The sequence below is a fragment of the Chryseobacterium luteum genome (assembly GCF_000737785.1).
In the GTDB taxonomy this organism is placed as follows: Bacteria; Bacteroidota; Bacteroidia; order Flavobacteriales; family Weeksellaceae; genus Chryseobacterium; species Chryseobacterium luteum.
Map to the genome: position 1 here is coordinate 66,484 of NZ_JPRO01000003.1, position 16,892 is coordinate 83,375.

At 37.6% G+C, this 16,892-nt stretch carries 11 protein-coding genes; 6 read left to right on the forward strand and 5 right to left on the reverse strand.

What is annotated here, in order from left to right:
• Positions 1–89: 89 nt before the first annotated feature.
• The 5 genes from IX38_RS05505 to IX38_RS05525 all read right to left on the reverse strand — a co-directional run bounded on the left by IX38_RS05505 (position 90) and on the right by IX38_RS05525 (position 5,203).
• On the reverse strand, positions 90–1,190 hold the full coding sequence (locus IX38_RS05505; RefSeq protein ID WP_034702682.1) for a DegT/DnrJ/EryC1/StrS family aminotransferase: 1,101 nt from the start codon (positions 1,188–1,190) through the stop codon (positions 90–92).
• Positions 1,191–1,315: 125 nt separating this feature from the next.
• Positions 1,316–1,729, reverse strand: a complete 414-nt coding sequence (locus IX38_RS05510) for a sugar 3,4-ketoisomerase (RefSeq protein WP_034702686.1) — start codon at positions 1,727–1,729, stop codon at positions 1,316–1,318.
• A gap of 201 nt (positions 1,730–1,930) precedes the next feature.
• Positions 1,931–2,794 (reverse strand): glucose-1-phosphate thymidylyltransferase RfbA, encoded by an 864-nt coding sequence (rfbA, locus tag IX38_RS05515; RefSeq protein WP_034702689.1) that lies wholly within the window; start codon positions 2,792–2,794, stop codon positions 1,931–1,933.
• Positions 2,795–2,806: 12 nt separating this feature from the next.
• Positions 2,807–3,886, reverse strand: coding sequence for a dTDP-glucose 4,6-dehydratase (gene rfbB, locus IX38_RS05520; protein ID WP_034702692.1), 1,080 nt, complete (start codon positions 3,884–3,886; stop codon positions 2,807–2,809).
• A complete protein-coding gene (locus tag IX38_RS05525; RefSeq protein WP_034702695.1) occupies positions 3,887–5,203 on the reverse strand; it encodes a UDP-glucose dehydrogenase family protein in 1,317 nt (438 codons plus the stop codon). It abuts the gene before it with no gap.
• Positions 5,204–5,418: 215 nt separating this feature from the next.
• Between IX38_RS05525 and rimP the strand changes: the two genes are divergently transcribed.
• From rimP to IX38_RS05555, 6 genes are all read left to right on the forward strand, one after another.
• Positions 5,419–5,886 carry a ribosome assembly cofactor RimP gene (gene rimP / locus IX38_RS05530; RefSeq protein WP_034702697.1) on the forward strand — a complete coding sequence of 156 codons (468 nt, stop codon included), beginning with the start codon at positions 5,419–5,421 and terminating at the stop codon, positions 5,884–5,886.
• Between the two features lie 15 nt (positions 5,887–5,901).
• Positions 5,902–7,137: a transcription termination factor NusA gene (nusA, locus tag IX38_RS05535; protein WP_034702700.1), complete on the forward strand. Its 1,236-nt coding sequence runs from the start codon at positions 5,902–5,904 to the stop codon at positions 7,135–7,137.
• A gap of 77 nt (positions 7,138–7,214) precedes the next feature.
• Complete coding sequence (gene infB, locus IX38_RS05540; protein ID WP_034702703.1) at positions 7,215–10,172, forward strand: translation initiation factor IF-2; 2,958 nt, start codon at positions 7,215–7,217, stop codon at positions 10,170–10,172.
• Positions 10,173–10,476: 304 nt separating this feature from the next.
• A complete protein-coding gene (locus tag IX38_RS05545) occupies positions 10,477–13,419 on the forward strand; it encodes a SusC/RagA family TonB-linked outer membrane protein (RefSeq protein ID WP_034702705.1) in 2,943 nt (980 codons plus the stop codon).
• A 21-nt stretch (positions 13,420–13,440) separates the two neighbouring features.
• Positions 13,441–14,856 (forward strand): RagB/SusD family nutrient uptake outer membrane protein, encoded by a 1,416-nt coding sequence (locus IX38_RS05550; protein ID WP_034702708.1) that lies wholly within the window; start codon positions 13,441–13,443, stop codon positions 14,854–14,856.
• A gap of 88 nt (positions 14,857–14,944) precedes the next feature.
• Complete coding sequence (locus tag IX38_RS05555; RefSeq protein ID WP_034702711.1) at positions 14,945–16,882, forward strand: putative porin; 1,938 nt, start codon at positions 14,945–14,947, stop codon at positions 16,880–16,882.
• The last annotated feature ends 10 nt before the right edge of the window (positions 16,883–16,892 follow it).

A 16,892-nucleotide genomic window follows, 5' to 3' on the forward strand; every position in this document is an offset into this window, starting at 1 on the left:
TAAGAATCTTATTTGTTCACGAATTATTTGGGATATTCACTGTGGCAGATTCTTAGAACTTGACCTGCTTACAGTCTTGATTATTGATTCTAAAATTCGTTAACTGCTTTTATAATGGACTGGATCTCCGCCTCTTCTAAAACAGAAGAAATAGGAAGGCTAAGCACTTCATTGTGCATTTTTTCAGTAATTGGGAATGAAAGACCGCTATATTCTTTGTATGCTTCCTGCTTGTGAGGCGGGATAGGATAGTGGATGATGGTACTAATACCTTTTTCCGTTAAATAAGCCTGAAGTTCATCTCTTTTTTCAGTTCTTACTACAAAAACATGCCATACATGCTCATTTTCGTCAGCCGGATTTTCAGGAAGGATGATCTTAGGATTGTTGATTTCAGAGATAAATCTTTTGGCGATTTCTCTTCGGGTACCGTTTTCGTGGCCGATGTATTTCAGCTTTACATCTAAAACAGCAGCCTGAATCTCATCCAGTCTGGAATTTAAGCCTTTGTAAATATTGACATATTTCTGGTTTGAGCCGTAGTTGGCTATAGCGCGTATCGCCTCAGACAATTCTTTGTCGTTCGTAGTTACTGCTCCGGCATCACCTAAAGCTCCGAGATTTTTTCCGGGATAAAAACTGAAACCCGCAGCATCGCCAAGATTTCCTGATTTGATACCGTTCCATTCTGCGCCGATGGCCTGTGCGTTGTCTTCTACGATCTTTAGATTATACTTTGATGCTATATTTTTCAGATCTTCTGAAAAAACAATTCTTCCCTGAAGGTGAACAATGAGAATGGCTTTTGTTTTCGGCGTTATTTTTTCTTCAATTTTTGCAATATCAATATTGTATGTATTGACGTCCGGTTCCACAAAGACAGGGATCAATCCGTTGTCTGATAAAGCCAGAACCGAAGCAATATATGTGTTGGCCGGAACAAGAACTTCATCGCCGGGCTCCATGATACCCAGTTCAATATAGGCGCGGAAGATAAGACGCAGGGCATCCAGTCCGTTGGCCACTCCTAAAGCATATTCTGAACCGATATATGATGCAAGGTTGGTCTCGAAATTTTTAAGCTCGCCTCCCATCAAATACCAGCCGCTGCGGAAAACACTTAAAAGCTTGTTCTCAATTTCTTCCTGATATGTAAGGTTTATTTTTTTTAAATCTAAAAAATTAATCATTTTAGTAACCGTTTTTAATTTTCAATTTTTAAAGCCCTCACTTTCCCAAGGCATATTTCTTGAGAAATGATAAGGTCATAAATAAAGAGATTGATCTGAATTTTGGTTTAAGTTTTAGTATTTCTTTAACCCTTATCTGTCGTCTTTTTAAATTCTTCATAATCTCTGAAGTAATCCTCCTCATCATAAACTTCCGAAGCCAGGCACAACAGGACAGCATTATGCGAAAACTGAATGTCTCTCCATACCAGTTTTGGAATATATAAACCTTTTGTAGGGTGGTCTAAAGTAAAGATTTCTTTGCTGCCATCTTTATCCTCTGTATTAAAGGTAATGGTTCCTGAAACAGCAAATATGAACTGATGTAATGCCTTGTGGGCATGCCCTCCTCTGGTTACATCATGAGGTGTGTAATAGGTCCAGTAGACACGTTTTATCTCAAAAGGAACATTTTTCTGCGTTTCGGCTATGGTTATATAGCCCAGCTGCGATGATCCTATTTTGTCAAATGTGATGATTTGCGGTTTATCGTATTCCATTAATGTTTATAAAAAATTCTTTAAGCCCTCAAAGTTAATTATAAAATTACTATCGGAGTATGTCCTGCTCTTATTATGTAACAGTGCATAAAAATTTACATCAAATAAGTATTCCGGATTAGAGAAAATATGAGATGATCTTGTATTAAAAAACTATCGGCTATAAAGCCAATAGTTGCTGGGATTTATAATAATATAAAATTATTTCCTGACGAGCTGCTTAAGGTATTCGCCATAACCGCTTTTACCATATTTTTCAGCGGTTTCAAGCAGTTTTTCTTCGTTGATGAATTTATTCCGGAATGCAATTTCTTCAATGCAGCCTATCTTGAAGCCCTGTCTTTTTTCAATAACGCTTACGAATTCAGAAGCATCATTAAGAGAATCAAATGTTCCGGTATCTAACCAGGCTGTTCCTCTGTCCAGAACCCCGACTTCAAGTTTTCCTTTTCTTAGATACACATTGTTGACATCGGTAATTTCAAGCTCTCCTCTTGAAGAAGGCTGAATGTTTTTTGCTATCTCCACTACCTCATTATCGTAGAAATATAAGCCGGGAACTGCATAATTCGATTTTGGCTTTAAAGGTTTTTCCTCAATAGAAACAGCCTTGAAATCATCATCAAATTCTACAACACCGTATCTTTCCGGATCGGAAACATGATAGGCAAAAACCACCCCGCCATCCGGATTGGTCTTATTCCTCAGTAAAGTGCCCATTTCAGAACCGTAGAAAATATTGTCGCCCAAAACCAATGCAACAGGATCATTGCCGATGAATTGATCACCCAAAATAAAGGCCTGTGCCAAACCGTCCGGGCTTGGCTGTACAACATACTTTATATTACATCCGATCTGAGAACCATCACCTAATAGTTTGACAAATCCTGCCTGGTCGTGAGGAGTTGTAATGATCAGGATATCTTTAATCCCCGCCAGCAACAAAGTGGAAAGAGGATAATAGATCATGGGTTTGTCGTAAACAGGCATCAGCTGCTTGCTTACGGCGATTGTAAGAGGGTAGAGTCTTGTTCCTGATCCTCCGGCTAATATAATTCCTTTCATATTTTGTGTTTGTTAATTATACTGATTTTCGTAGTATTTTTGATAATCGCCGCTTGTAACATTTTCCAGCCACTCTTTATTTTCAAGATACCAGTCGATGGTTTTTGAAAGCCCTTCCTCAAAAGTCACAGATGGCTTCCAGCCTAAATCTTTATTAAGTTTAGTGGCATCAATAGCATAACGCTTGTCATGTCCCGGTCTGTCTTTTACGAAAGTAATTAGTTTTTCAGAATGGCCTTCAGGTTTTCCTAGTTTGGAATCCATTTGTTTGATTAATTCTTTCACTAAATCAATATTTTGCCACTCGTTGAAACCTCCGATATTGTACGTTTCTCCGGTTTTAGCTTCATTAAAGATCTGATAAATACCTTTTGCATGGTCAATTACAAACAGCCAGTCTCTGGTGTACTTTCCGTCCCCATAAATTGGCAATGGCCTTTCATTGATAATATTTGAAATACAAAGCGGAATTAATTTTTCAGGAAAATGATTCGGCCCGTAATTGTTTGAGCAATTGGATATGATGAACGGCATCCCGTAAGTATTTCCATAAGCCCTCACCAAATGGTCGGAAGCAGCTTTTGAAGCAGAATATGGGGATTGCGGATCGTAAGCCGTAGTTTCCAGAAAGAATCCTGTTTCACCAAGACTTCCATATACTTCATCCGTAGAAACGTGGTAAAACAAATTGTTTCTTTTTTCATCAGGAAATCTTCCATGGGTATGATCAGGATTCAGGGTCCAGAATTCCTTACACAAATTAAGAAGGTTGGCGGTTCCATTTACATTGGTGTTAATAAATGCCATCGGATCCGTGATACTTCTGTCTACATGACTTTCTGCTGCCAGATGCACAACGGCATCGGGATTATATTTTTCGAATACTTTTCTTAATTCTTCAGGTTTTGTAATATCTGCTTTTTCGAAAACATAATTAGGTTCATTTTCAATGTCCTTCAGGTTTTCTAAATTTCCGGCGTAGGTGAGAGCATCAAGATTGATAATGGTGGTGTCAGGATTGTTTTTCACAAATTCTCTTACAACATGAGATCCGATAAATCCGGCTCCTCCGGTAATAATTATATTTTTCATCTATTTATTTTCTATGGTCTTTCTTCCTATACTTTTATAATGAAATCCATTCTGTTCAGTAATTTCCAGCGGATACATATTTCTTCCGTCGAAAATGACTTTATTTTTCATTTTCTTAGCCATCAGTTCAAAATTCGGATTTTTAAATTCAGGCCATTCCGTAGCGATGAATAAGGCGTCTGCATCTTCAAGGGCATCATACATTCCTTTTGCGTAATGTATTTTGTCACCAAGAAGTTTCCGTACATTTTTTTCTGCTACCGCGTCATACGCAGCAATTTTTGCGCCTTTTTCCAATAATAGAGCAATATTGTCCAAAGACGATGCCTCTCTGATATCGTCCGTGTTGGCTTTAAATGCCAGCCCCCACATGGCAATTTTCTTTCCGCTGATGCTGCCTCCGAAGTATTTCTCGATCTCTGAAACCAGAATTACTTTCTGTGAAGTATTTACTTTTTCCGTGGCCTCAAGGATCTGGAAATTGAAATCTTCCTGTATTCCGGATTTTATAAGCGCCTTTACATCTTTAGGAAAGCAGCTTCCGCCGTATCCTATACCCGGGAATAAAAACCGGTGCCCGATTCTGTCATCACTTCCCATTCCAAGTCTTACTTTGTCCACATCGGCACCTACTTTCTCACAGTAATTGGCAATTTCGTTCATGAAAGTGATTTTTACGGCAAGAAATGAGTTGGCTGCATATTTCGTAAGTTCAGATGATTTCTCATCCATAAAGATGATCGGAATTCCTGTATTGGTAAATGGCTGGTAAATCTTAGCCATAATAGTTTTTGCTTTTTCAGAGCTGGCGCCCACGACTACTCTCGAAGGATTCATGGAGTCTTCTACAGCAAAGCCTTCCCTCAGGAACTCCGGGTTGGAAACCACATCAAAAGGAATGTCTGTCTTAGAAGCGATCACTTCTCTTACTTTGTCTGCGGTTCCTACGGGAACGGTGCTTTTATTTACGATGACTTTATATTCTGTCATCATTTCTCCGATATTATTGGCAACCTGGATGACATATGAAAGATCAGCAGAACCGTCTTCTCCCGGTGGCGTTGGTAGCGCCAGGTAAATGACTTCACTTTTGTCTAAAGCTTCTTTAAGGTTGGTGGTGAAAAATAATCTTTCAGATTGGATGTTTCTCAGAAACATTTCTTCAAGGTTCGGCTCATAGATGGGAACAATGCCGTTTTTCATACCTTCTACTTTCTTTTCATCAATGTCAACACAGTATACTGAATTGCCAAGTTCTGCCAGGGTAGTACCTGTAACCAGCCCTACATAACCTGTTCCTACAATTGTTATATTCACAATGTTTGTTTTAAATTTTAGGACAAAAATAATAAAAATACTTTCACCTGTCCGTTTAATTTACTTTAATGGAAATTTAAAGGTATTTACTTGATAACGAACTAGATTTTGCTTTTTTAGAAAAAATGCGTATATTTGCAGAGGATTTACGGGAAAAATGAGAAGGCTTCGGAAGAAAGCCTTTTTTCGTACTGGTAAATCAAGATAATTAATGTATGGAGTTTAGAAAAAGAATTGAAGAATTATTAAACGAATTCCTTGAGACCAGAGAGGATTTGTTTCTTGTTGATCTGAAGATTTCTGCAGGGGATGATATTACTGTGATCCTGGATGGAGATAATGGAGTGACTCTTCAGGACTGCCTTGATGCAAGCCGTGCGATAGAGTTTAATATGGACCGTGAAGAGCATGATTTCAGCCTTCAGGTAATGTCTGCGGGACTAAGCGAGCCGCTTTCCGCTCCGAGACAGTTCAGGAAAAATTTCGGAAGAGAAATAGAAGTATTGCTGAATGATTCTTCCAAAATTGAAGGCGAGCTGGCAAAAGTGGATGATGAAAAAATCACACTTATTTTACGCTACCGGAAACCGAAAGATGTCGGAAAAGGGAAAGTGGATGTGGAGGAGGAAAAAGAAATTCCGTACTCTGAGATGAAAAAAGCATTAGTAGTAATTAAATTTTAAAAGAAAAAAAAATAGATGGATAATATAGCGTTGATTGAATCCTTTGGTGATTTTAAAGACGAAAAAGGGATCAGTAAGATTGATCTTATGGCAATTATTGAAGATTCACTGAAGACCCTTTTGAGAAAAAGATTTGATTCAGACGATCATTTTGATGTAATTGTGAACCCTGATAAAGGAGATTTTCAGATATTTTTAAATAAAACGATTGTAGAGGACGAAATGTCTGAAGATGATGATCTGGAAATTGAGCTTTCTGAAGCTAAAAAAATTGACCCTACTTTTGAAGTAGGTGAAGATTTTACGATGGAAATTCCTGTTGCCCAATTGGGTAGAAGAAATATTCTTACCTTAAAGCAGATCCTGGCTACAAAACTTCAGGAGCATAATAATGCAATGCTTTACGAGCAGTTCAGAGATAAAATCGGGGAAATCGTTATCGGAGAGATCCACCACATCCGTCACAAACATGTGATCTTACTGGATGATGAGGAGAACGAATTCATTTTGCCAAAAGAAAACCAGATCCCGTCCGACTTCTTTAAAAAGGGCGAAAATATCAGAGCTATTGTTGAAACAGTAGATTTTAAAGGTTCAAAACCACAGATTATTATTTCCAGAACTGCACCTAAATTCCTGGAGAAATTATTAGAGCTGGAAATTCCTGAAATCCAGGACGGAACCATCATGCTTAAGAAAGTAGTGAGAATTCCTGGTGAAAAGGCGAAGATTGCAGTAGATGCTTATGATGACAGAATAGATCCTGTAGGTGCCTGCGTGGGAGTGAAAGGATCCAGAATTCATGGGGTTGTAAGAGAGTTGAGAAATGAAAACATCGATGTGATTCAGTGGTCTAAAAACCCTGAAATCATGGTGAAGAGAGCTTTAGGAAATGTTACCATCAACAAGATTGACATCAACGAGGATGCAAACTATGCGTTAGTTTATACTCCGGTTGAAGAAATTTCCAAAGTAATCGGAAAACAGGGACAGAATATCAGACTGGCTTCCTGGTTATCCGGATATGAAATAGATGTTTATAGAGAATCCAGCGAGGATGACGATGTTGATTTGAGAGAATTTAATGACGATATTGAGCAGTGGATTTTGGATGAATTTAAGAAAGTAGGTCTTACTACTGCGAAGTCAGTATTGGATAAGGATACCGAAAGCCTCCTGAATATGGTAGATCTTGAAGAAGAAACCATTGAAGATGTAAAACGTATTCTGAAAGAAGAATTTGAAGATTAAGATTTTAATGAATTTTAATAAACAGTAAAAAGAAATACTTTAATTTTAAGAATTAAAAAAAATAGTAAATAATATAGATGCCAAAAATAAGATTAAATAAAGCGGTTAAGGAATTCAATATCTCGATGTCCAGATTAGTAGAGTTTTTACAGTCAAAGGATTTCGAAGTTGAAAGCAATCCTAACGCTCAATTAGAAGAAGCGGCATATTCTGCATTGGAGGCTGAGTTTGCCAAAGACGGTGAACAACGAAAGGCTTCCCATGAGGTGGTGATCACTAAAGTTCCGGAAGAAAAACTGGAAATTGAAGAAAAGAAAACCCCTGAAGTAATAAGAGCTAAAGCAAACAAACCGGAAACTAGAATTTTAGGTAAAATAGATCTTGAATCTAAAACCCCTGAAGTTGAACAAACTCCTGCAGCCCCAGCACCTGTAGCAGCCCCACCGGTTGAAGAAAAGAAAGAAGAAGTTGTGGCTGAACCGGAAGTTAAAGCAGCTCCTGAAAAACAGGAATTCAAAGTTCTGGATAAAATTGATCTGTCCCAGATAGAATCCAGAAATAGACCTGTAAAAAAAGATAAACCCAAAATGGAGGAGAAAAAAGAAGAGGAAAAACCGGCAGAACCTGTGAAAGAAACTCCAAAACAGCCAGCACCTGTTGCTGAAAAGAAAGCAGAACCTCAAAAACCAGCTGAGCCTGAATCCCAGGAACCTCAGAAAATAGAAACTGTTTATCAGAAGCTTGACGGTCCTAAGATCGTTGGTGAAAAGATTGACTTAACGCAGTTTGCACCAAAACCTGGTTCAGGAGCTAAAAAGAAAAGAAAGAGAATTGAAAAACCCGGAGGTCCAAACCAACAGGGCCAGGGTAACAATCAAAACTCTGGAAATAATAACAATAACCAGGGAGGTCAGAACCGTCCACAAGGACAGGGAGGTCCGGGAGGCAATCGTCCACCAGGACAAGGCGGCCCGGGAGGTAACCGTCCGCCAGGCCCGGGAGGTCAGGGAGGCAACCGTTTTGGAAATAACCAGGGAAGCCGTCCACCAGGTCAGGGAGGCGGATTCAAAAAAGGTCCGGGCGGAAATACCAATAACAGACCAGGGCAAAGAACAATGCCTGTTGAGCTTACCGACGAACAGGTTAAAAACCAGATCAAGGAAACTCTTGAAAAATTAACCAATAAAGGAGGTAAGTCTAAATCTGCGAAACACAGAAAAGACAAAAGAACTTACCGTAGAGAACAGGATGAACGCCAGCAGGAAATTGATGCTCAGGACAGAACGTTAAAAGTAACCGAATTTATCACAGTAGGTGAACTGGCCAGCTTAATGAACGTTTCTCCTACAGAAGTGATCTCTGCTTGTTTCTCACTTGGTGTAATGGTAACCATGAACCAAAGACTGGAAGCTGATACCTTATTATTAGTTGCCGACGAATTTGGATTTAAAATTGAATTCTCAGATGCTGATCTGGAAGAAATAGAATCTGAAGAAGATATGGATACCGAGGAGGATCTTTCTCCAAGAGCACCAATTGTTACAGTAATGGGTCACGTTGACCATGGTAAAACATCTTTACTTGACTACATCAGAAAAACCAACGTTATTGCCGGTGAATCAGGAGGTATTACCCAGCACATTGGAGCATACAACGTAAAATTAGAAAACGGACAAAGAATCACATTCTTAGATACACCTGGTCACGAAGCGTTTACCGCGATGAGAGCCAGAGGTGCTCAGATCACCGATATTGCCATTATTGTAATTGCTGCCGATGATGATGTAATGCCGCAAACGAGAGAAGCAATTTCTCACGCACAGGCTGCAGGAGTACCAATGATTATTGCACTGAACAAAGTGGATAGACCAAGTGCCAATCCAGATAATATCCGTCAACAACTTTCCGGGATGAATATCCTGGTAGAAGAATGGGGTGGAAATGTTCAGGCACAGGAGATTTCAGCTAAGTTTGGTAACAATATGGATGTTCTGTTGGAAAAAGTATTACTTCAGGCGGAAATGCTTGATTTAAAAGCTAATCCCGATAGAGCCGCTCAGGGTGTTGTTATTGAAGCTTCATTGGATAAAGGTAGAGGATATGTTGCTACAATGCTAGTGCAGGCCGGTACCTTGAAGGTTGGAGATTATGTAGTTGCCGGTAAAAACCACGGTAAGGTAAAAGCAATGCTTGATGAAAGAGGCAGAAACCTTAAAGAGGCCGGTCCTTCAATTCCTGTTACTATTTTAGGTTTAGATGGAGCACCGACTGCAGGTGATAAGTTTAAAGTATATTCTGATGAGAGTGAAGCTAAAACTATCGCTAATAAGAGAGAACAGTTGCAAAGAGAACTTTCAATAAGAACTAAGAAGCATACAACACTTGAAGAACTTGGAAGAAGAATTGCATTAGGTGAGTTCAAGGAATTGAATATTATCCTTAAAGGTGACGTGGATGGTTCTGTAGAAGCATTGTCTGATCAGTTACAGAGATTATCTACAGCAGAGATCAATGTCAATATCCTTCATAAAGGAGTTGGACAGATCACTGAATCTGATGTTAACTTAGCCACTGCTTCCGATGCGATTATCATTGGATTTAATGTAAGGGCCGGTGCTAATGCTAAAGAGTTGGCTGATAAAGAAGAAATCGAGATCAGAACATACTCGGTAATCTATGCTGCGATTGATGAGGTTAAAGAAGCCATGGAAGGCATGCTTTCCCCTGAGATCAAAGAACAGGTCATCGGTAATGTTGAAATCAGAGAGGTATTCAAAATCTCTAAAGTGGGTACGATTGCAGGATGTATGGTTCTTTCAGGAAAAGTAACCAGACAGTCTAAAGTAAGAGTACTGAGAGATGGCATCGTTAAATTTGACGGAGAGCTGGAAAGCTTGAAGCGTTTCAAAGATGATGTAAGAGAGGTAACCAAAGGTTACGAATGCGGACTGAACCTCAAAGGCTATAACGATATTGAAGTCGGAGATATTCTTGAAGTTTACGAAGAAGTAGCTGTTAAGAAGAAGCTAAAATAATAGCTTTTAACTATATGAAAACCACTTTTTTATAAAGTGGTTTTTTTTATTTTTAACTGATTTTAATTTATAATGATTCTAAATAATATTTCTATTTTTAGAAAATATATGTTAAATGTTTTTTTTGATATAAAAAAAATACATTTTATGAAATAATAACTAACTATTATTGTTGAATCCTATTTGTTTTGTATGAAATTTAGAGTTTGCATTAAAAAAAACTAACATATATATAGTTAAAAAACTTGCAAGTGTTAATATTTATTAACATATTTGCCCATTAAATATATTAAAATTTGTTAATATGAATGTTAAACTACGTGTATTAAGTGCGGGAGCTCTGTTTTTCTTAGGACAGGCTGCTTTTGCACAAACGACGAAAAAAGACACAGCTACTACTAAAATTGATGAGGTAGTTGTTGTTGCTTTTGGTAAGCAAAAAAGAGAAGCACTTGTTGGTTCAGTTTCAGTTATCGACAAAAAGGTATTGGAAACTCAGCAGCTAACATCCGTTACTTCAGCTATTCAAGGAAGTGTTCCGGGAGTTCAGCTTATTAGTGCGGGAGGTCAGCCTGGAGAAAATCCGCAAATTAAAATCAGGGGTACTGCATCTATTAATGCATCAACTAACCCTTTGATTATTCTTGATGGTGTACCGTATAACGGAAATATAAACTCTATTAGCCAGGATCAGGTTGAATCAATCAACGTTTTAAAAGATGCATCATCTACTTCACTGTATGGGTCTAGGGGTGCGAATGGTGTAATTTTGATTAATACCAAAAAAGGTAGAAAAAATCAAAAACCTCGTTTAGAGTTTTCTGCTCAAACAGGTATTTCTTCACCAGCAGTAAAAATGTATAAGTTTGTTGATGGTGCAAAATATATGGAATTATATTGGGAAGCATTAAGGAACTCTAGAGTGGTAGCAGGAGACGCTCCTGGAGTTGCTGCTACTTACGCGACGAACAATTTGATTCCTAATTTAGGTTACAACCCTCTTGGTGTAAATAATCCAGTTGGTTTGGATGGGAAAATAGTTCCTGGAGCTAAAATGCTTTGGGATACAGATTGGGAGAAGGAAATATTAAATACTGCTTCTGTAAGAAATGACTACAGATTGTCATTACAGGGCGGAAGTGAGAATACAACTTACTTTTTCTCAACAGATTACCTTGATCAAGAAGGTTCAGTAGTAAGTTCTTATTTTAAAAGATTTACAACCAGACTTAACTTAGAAACTCAGGTTAATAACTGGTTAAAGGCTGGGGTTAATACCTCTTTCGGGGTGTCTTCACAAAACTATCCTACTCAGTCAGGAAATTCATTTACTTCTGCAATCCAGTGGATTTATAATGTAGCAAGTATTTATCCTGTTTACAGAAGAGATGAGAATGGGAATATGATGACAGATGCTAAAGGTAATCCTATCTATGATTATGGAGCTAACGGAAACGGTCAAAACCAAAACAGACCGGTTTTCAACAACGAAAACGTACCGGGAGTATTTTATAATAACAAAATCAATAACAAAAGATACGATATTAACTTATCAGGATACCTAGAAGCTGAAATCTTCAAGGGGTTAAAGAATAAACTACAGGTAGGATACCAGATGTATACATTTGACGGATATTCATATGATAACAGTTTGTATGGTGCAGCGGCTAGTGTAGGCGGAAGAGTTACAACTAACAGAGATATTACTCAGACAATCAACTTAACGAACATCTTGAACTATCAAAAGTCATTCGGAGATCACAACTTCAATATCGATGGGATCTTTGAATCTTACCAGTTAGATTATTCTCCAATCGGGGCGCAGACAACAGGTTTCCTACCTGATGTTTACTATCATTCTGGATCTACTAAACCGGAAAGTGTTTATGGAAATTTATCTAAAGACAGAATTGTTTCTGTTTTAGGAAGATTAGCCTATAACTATAAAAACAAATATTTCATTGAAGGATCTTACAGAAAAGATGGATCATCAAGATTCTCTGCAGATACAAGATGGGGTAGCTATTACTCAATCGGTGGTTCTTGGGTAGCTTCAAAAGAAGAATTCTTTAAAAATAATGCAGTTACTTACCTTAAATTCAGAGGTTCTTATGGTGAACTTGGAAATAATGGTACTTTAAATGCACAAGGAGCTGCGAACTCTGAAGGTGCTACTTCTTCAGAATTTTTCCCTTACGTAAATGGATATGGTACAGGATATTCCAACCTGGACCAGGCGGGGATTTATATGTTGAATACTAGATACCCTGGTTTAACTTGGGAAACTACTTCTTCATTAAACGTCGGTGTTGATTTGGAATTATTCAAAAGAGTAAATGTAACGGTAGATTATTATAAAAAAGCATCTGTTGATCTATTATATCCTAAACCACTTTCTCCTTCAGTAGGATTCTCTTCAATCCTTCTTAACACAGGAAAAATTGAAAATTCTGGTTGGGAATTTGGAATCAACTCTACCAATATTAAGAATGATAATATTACATGGACTACCAATCTTAACTTCTCATTTGATAAAAATAAAATTACAGAACTTGAAGGTGGTAATTTTGTAAGTGGAACAAAAAGATGGGAAGTTGGAAGAAGTTTATATGATTTCTGGATCCAGGAATATGCTGGGGTAGATCCAAACGATGGATTTATGATGTGGTATCAGGACGTTAAAGATGCAGGTGGTAATGTAACTGGTAGAAAAACAACCAAGGTATATGCAGATGCAACAAGATACTTCAATGAGAAAAGTGCATTACCTGACATTCAGGGTGGTTTCTCAAACTATTTTAAATATAAGGCATTCGATTTAAATTTCTTATTTAACTATAGTTTTGGTTCATATATCTTGGATACTCAATATGCAAACCTGCTTGTGGCAGATAGTCCAGGAAGGCAAATTTCTGCGGATATTGACGGAAGATGGCAGAAGCCTGGTGATATCACTGATATTCCAGTTTTACTTTCAGCACAAAATGACTTTAGTAGTTCTTCAACAAGATGGTTGTTCAAAAATGATTATATCAGATTGAAAGCTATTACTCTAGGATATAATATTCCTCATCAGTATGTGGAGCAACTTGGTATAAGTGATCTTAGACTATATGTACAAGCTGATAACCTTTGGACATGGCAGTCTCATAAAGGGATTGACCCTGAGCAGTCGTTTGCAGGAACAGTAAATAATAGATCATATAACCTTAAGACGATCTCTTTTGGATTTAAACTAGGGTTCTAATCTTTCTAAATTTAATTAACAATGAAAAAAATAATTTTAATAATAGGTGTAGTAGCTTCTTCTCTTGGAATGACGAGCTGTTCAAATGACTTTTTGGATGAGCCTACTGCTACAGACATGGTTAGTGAACAAGTGGCATTTGGTTCTAGAGAGGGAATTACTGCTGTTATGGCAGGGATAATTAGACAGTCAAGAGGTCAATATACCAATGTAGATACAGCAAACCTTGGATCTATTTTCTTTACCAGATCTCTTAAAGGAAACGACCTTATCCAGTCTAATAACTGGTTTGGAAGTGATTACGAACAGATCAATAGGGAACCTACCTATAGAAGAACCCTATTTACATGGCAGTTTCCTTACGAGCTGGCAAGTAGATTCACTCTATTTATTGAAGGAGTACAGAAAAGTACAGCTGATATTACAGAAGAGGAAAGAAATGCTTTCTTGGCACAGGGATATGCATACCGAGCTTTTTATTATTTCCAGCTAGGTTTAGAATTTCAGCAGACTTATACTTATGATCCTAACTTACCGGCACCTCCTATATACAAAGAAGGAGGATCTCTTGAGGGTAGACCAATGTCTACAATGAAAGAGTTCTATGAATTTATTTTATCTGATTTACAAAAGGCTGTTGACCTGGGTTCAGAAGATAGGATAGATAAATCTTATATGAACAAGGAAGTTGCTTACGCATTACAGGCACAGGTATATCAGGTAATGGGTAACTGGGCTAAAGCTGAAGTAGCTGCTCATAATGCTTATGGAGGAGATCCCGCTGATGTACTTAACGCAGGTCAGTACGGAGGTGGATTTAATGATATGGATAATGATGAATGGATTTTTGCATCACCCCAAAGTGATGATCAGTCTGCTTATTATTACACTGCTATATTCCCTTTTACAGATTTTACAACAACAGGATATAGAACAACCTATGTGAATAGTAATTTTGTGAATCTTTTCTCCAATACAGATGTTAGAAAACTATTTACTAAAATGCCTCAAAATGACTGGAGATCTTACACTACTACTAAATTCAAATTTAATTTTGGATCTGATGTACCAATCATTAGAACTCCTGAAATGATCTTAATTGAAGCTGAAGCTATGCTACAACAAGGAAGAGATGCTGATGCTCATACTTTGTTATATGCATTACAAAAGAATAGAGATGCGGCTGCAGTGAAATCTACAAATACAGGTGCTGCTTTGCGTGAAGAAATTCTTGTTGAAAGAAGAAAAGAACTGTATGGAGAGAATGGTGTTGAATGGTTCGATGCTAAGAGATTAAGACGAGGAATTACAAGATCTTCTAATCACAGAACGGTTGTAAATCTTACTCCGGATGATAAGAGGTTTGTACTGAAAATACCTCAGGCAGAAATCGATGCGAACCCAAATATCGATGAATCGGTAAACATTGGTAAATAAGTTATAATTATCATAATATACACCCCTGCTCAAAGCAGGGGTTTTTTATTTCCTTTTATTTCTTATTTTTGCCTTACAATAAAGAATAATGAAGTACATCCTTTTTATAATAATCTTCTTCGGTATTATTGCCAGGGCTCAGGTCGTTAATAAAACAGATATTAAAAGCCCGCAAACAGAAGAAGATACCCTTGTCATAGACTCAGGTAAAAAAGATTCCCTGAAAATTTTTAAACCTACCATTAATGATTATCAGTATCAGACTCAGTTTTCTGAAAAGAAGTTTTTTGATACTGTGATGACTTTTGATAAGACGCATATCTTTTCACAATATAACAATACAGACAACTTTGGAAGAGCTCAGGTGGCAAATATTGGGGCAGGATTCAATCCTTTGATTTATGAAGTAAATCCGGAACAGAACCTGTCTTTACTTCCTTCCAACAAAGCATATATGATCATCGGAGCTGATGACGTAAAATACTATGACGTAAAAACACCTACTGCCGCCTTCATTTACCATACAGCCATGAAAAATGGAGCAGCATTGAAATCTACCTATACTCAGAATATCGGGAAAAGATTCAATTTTGCTCTTGAGTATATGGGGCTTCGTTCCCAGGGATTTTACAGAAATTCATTAGCTTCCAATAACAATACTCTATTTTCAGGGCATTACATTTCCAAAAGTGGAAATTATGAATTGTTCGCTCATTATCTTCATCAGAATGTCAATAACCAGGAAAGTGGGGGGATCACAGAAGATAATCTCTTTCAGAGTGGTGACAGCAACTATAAAAACCGACAGAACGCCCAGGTTAATCTGGCTTCATCAAGCTCTCAGTATTCATACAGAAGATATTATTTGAGCCATCAGTTTACGCCATTCAATTCAGAAAAATTTCCTTTCAGCATAAGACATACACTATCTCATCAGGGGAATAAATATTTTTATAATCAGGGAGCAGCAGAAACCTATTGGTATGATAACGTTTCGGAATTAACGAACGGTTTTCCCCTTACCACAAAAAAATATTCAGATAACTTCAGCAATACCGTAAGTCTTGTTTTTAATAATGAGAAATTCAAGCTTGACGGAGGAGTACGTTATCAGATGCTGAAATTTGGAGTGAGAGATATTGCTACAGTCAACGGAACAACGCTTCCGGGTGAACTTAAAGAAAATAGAATTGGAGCCGTAGGAAACCTTCAGGTAAAGCTTTGGGATAAGTTCCAGCTGAAGTCCTTTCTGGAATTTTCAAACGGAAGCCAGTTCGGAAGCTATCTGAGAACAGCCAATAATATAAAGTTTGAGCCGATAAAAGATTATTTCGTGAATGCCAAAGTGAACTTCCAGAGTTCATATCCTTCATTTAATTATCTTTTAAACACTTCTGTTTACAATAAATACAATTACTATCTGGAAAACGCCAAAAACCAAACGGTAACAGAAATTGGAGGAAGTATCAACCTGAAATGGTTCAAAACAGAAATTTTCGCCAACTATTTCAGGATAGATAATTACACTTATTTCAATGCTGACGGAGCTCCGGCACAGAGCAGCAACTCACTGAACATTTCCCAGATCGGGGGAGATGCTACATTCAGTTTCGGAAAATTCCACCTGAATACAAGACTTCATTTCCAGAATGCGCTGACCAATAAAGAGCTTCTTCCAATGCCAGGTTTCATAGGAAGAGCCAATTTCTTCTTCCAGAGCCAGGCATTTAAAAAAGCAGCCGAAATCCAGGCAGGTTTGAAAATCTATTATTTCTCAAAATTTGCCTCAAGAGATTACTTCCCGATTTTAAACGAATACATTCTGCCTAATGCAGATTCATTCTCCATCGGCGGACAGCCTATTGCCGATCTTTATATTAATATGAAGGTGAAAAAAATGTTCTTCTATGTAGAAGGCCAGCAGATAGGAACCGTTATTTCCAGCAATAAAGCATACGCATTTCCACATTATCCTGTTTACGATTTTAGGCTGAACATCGGAATTGTGTGGTATTTGTTCAACTAAAAGCAAAACA